Source organism: Rhabdaerophilum sp., assembly GCF_046092605.1.
Classification (GTDB): Bacteria; Pseudomonadota; Alphaproteobacteria; order Rhizobiales; family Beijerinckiaceae; genus Rhabdaerophilum.
In genome coordinates, this window is the sequence record NZ_JBJTDY010000113.1 from 1 (window position 1) to 2,852 (window position 2,852).

The window sequence follows — 2,852 nt, forward strand, 5'->3', positions numbered from 1 at the left end:
TAGATGCCGAGCATGTACGAGCGCAGGCCAGCGTCATACTGGGCGGCGCTCATGGAACGGCCCATGCCCGCGGCATAGGGGGCATAAGCGTTGCGATCGTAATCAGCCATTGGAGCCTCTCTCCTGCCACGGCGGCAACCGCGCCGCCTGTGGTTCGCCTATATATTACGTTCTTCCTGAAATTTCTCAAGAGGGGGAGTGTAGCGAGTGTCGATTTAAGGCTAGGCGGCACGATGCCGCCCGGCCTTCAACAATTATGTCAGAATATCGGCGAAATTAAACTGCGCAAGTCTTCAAGCATGGCGCAAGTATGGGGCAGGTTTTTGCCCCAGTATGTGCCATGTCCCGATCAAGCCAAGAATAATCGTGATAACAAAGGCAGAAAACGCCATCGAGAGTGTTGACGCCAGCGGCAGAGCGAATTCCAGTCGCATGAGGCCGGACACCACGAGCGACGCTCCGGCTACTCCGCAGACAATGCCGAATATCACGGCAATGGCCCCGAGCGCCGAGTATTCGATGATCATGGCGGCCAAGAGCGTCGAGCGCGTGGCGCCCAGCGTCTTCAGGATCACGCTTTCGCGCTGCCTCGTGCGGGCCGAGGCCGCCAGCGCGCCGCCCAGCACCAGGATGCTCGCCACCAGGGCGATCGCGCTCGCCGCGCGGATGGCGAAGACGAGCTGCGAAACCAGGCTGTCAGCGGCCGCGAGCGCCTCCTTCACGCGCACGGAGCTGATGGTGGGGAATTCGCGCGCGATTTTCCGGGCCAGTGCGATTTCCGTCTGGGCCGTCGTGCCGCGTGGCAGCGTCACGGTCGCGAGGAAGGTATGCGGCGCCCCTGCGAAGGTGTTCGGCGAGAAGACCATGATGAAGTTGATGCCAATCTGCTGCCAGCGGATTTCGCGCAGGTTCGCCACGGTGGCGGTGATGCGGCGGCCCAGCACGTTCACCGTCACCGTATCGCCCACCCTGAGGCCCAGATTGTCGGCAATGTCCTTCGAGAACGAAACCTGTGGCGCACCGCGATGATCGGTTGGCCACCATTGGCCTTCCACCACACGGGAACCCTCCGGTGGCACCGCAGCATAGGTGATGCCGCGATCGCCCTCGAACACCCAGGCATCCTCCACACCGCGGAATTCGCTGGCGCCGAGGCCGCGCATTTCCACGATGCGACCGCGCAATTGCGGGGTCCGCACCACCTCGCCGCCTGGTGCCTCGGCCTTCAGGAAGGCCTCGAAGCGGTCCATCTCGCGCGAGGGGATGTCGATGAAGAAGAAACTCGGCGCGAGGCCGGGCAGGGTCGCGCGGAATTGTCGCACGAGGTTGGTGTCGATCAGCATCAGCGCGACGATCAGCGTCAGCCCGAGGCCGAGCGAGAGAATGACTGAAGGCGTGAGACTGCCCGGCCGATGCAGGTTGGCGATCGCGACGCGGAGAATCGGGTTTTTCGCACGGGGCAGGCGCGCGGCAAGCCGCATGACGAGCGCGGAAACCAGCCGCAGCGTCAGCAGGGCACCGCCCGCCGAGAGCAGATAGATCGTGGCGATGCGCTTTTCGGTCGCGGTCTCCACGACAAGAAACCCGAAGGCCATGATGGCCAGCGCCACGATCGCGATATCGATGATGCTTGGCCTCCAATGCGGCGCGGCGATCTCGTCGCGGAACAGCACGGTCGGCGGCACGGCGCGGGCCCGCAGCAATGGCCAGAGCGCGAAGGCCGTCGCCGTCACCACGCCATAGCCGAGGCCGAGCAGAAGCTCGCGGGGGTAGATGCCGATCTGCAGCGGGAAGGGCAGCAGATCGCCGAAGGCCAGCAGGGCCGTCTGCGGCAGGAGCGTTCCGAGCGCGAGCCCGATGACGATGCCGATCAGCGCGAAGGCCAGAACCTGCGCCAGCGCCGAGAAGAACACGAAGCGGCCCGAGGCGCCGAGGCTCTTGAGCGTCGCGATGCGCGGGATCTGCCTGTCGGCGAAGGCGCGGGTGGCATTGGCTACGCCCACGCCGCCGATCAGCAGGCTCGTGAGGCCCACCAGCGAGAGGAACTGCGTGAAACGGCCGATCTGCCGTTCGAGGCCGGGCGAGGCGCGCAGGCGCGTCACCACCTGCCAGCCGGCATCGGGCACGGCCCTGGCGATGGAATCGAGGGCGGTTGCCAGCCGCGCTTCATCGGCATTCGCGCCGAGATCGAGCCGGTAGGAGAACCGCGTCAGCGAACCCGGCTGGATAAGGCCGGTGGCGCGCATGGAATCCGTGCTCATCAGCACGCGCGGACCAAACCCGAAGCCGCCGGAGAGTTTGTCCGGCTCGCTGATGAGATGGGCGGCAATGCGGAATTCCGCTTCCCCGATGCGCAGGCGATCACCGATGCCGATGCCGAGCCGGCCCGTCAGCAGGGGGTCGACCACGAGGCCCGCCACACCGCTGGCATCGGGCGCGAGAAGCGCATGGAGATCGGCGGGCTTCGTCCCGTTCGGGCCTTCGAGGCCGACCTTGCCCGCCACGGGATAGGCGCGTTCCACCGCCTTGATCTCGACAAGGGTGCTCTCGTCGCTGGCGCTGCGGGCCATGGCGCGGCTGAGGATCTGCACGGAAACGCGACCCTCGCGCTCCAGCGCGGCGCGTTCGGCCGGGGTCGCCTCGCGCTGGATGAGCGTGAAGGCGGCATCGGCGCCGAGAATGAGCTTGCCCTCGCGGGTCAGGCCGTCGGTCAGCGCCCGCGACAGGCTCACGACGGCGACAATCGCCGCCACCCCCAGCGCGATGCAGGCGATGAGAATGCCGAACTGGCCAAGGGATGCGCGCAATTCGCGCTTCACCAGCCGGCCGATGAGAGGGATGCCATTCAGGGA

General features: G+C 66.1%; 1 protein-coding gene. It reads right to left on the reverse strand.

Annotated features, from left to right (window positions below; genetic code table 11):
- Window positions 1-293 precede the first annotated feature (293 nt).
- Window positions 294-2,849 (reverse strand): ABC transporter permease, encoded by a 2,556-nt coding sequence (locus ACKODO_RS08865; protein ID WP_408983077.1) that lies wholly within the window; start codon window positions 2,847-2,849, stop codon window positions 294-296.
- Between the last annotated feature and the right edge of the window lie 3 nt (window positions 2,850-2,852).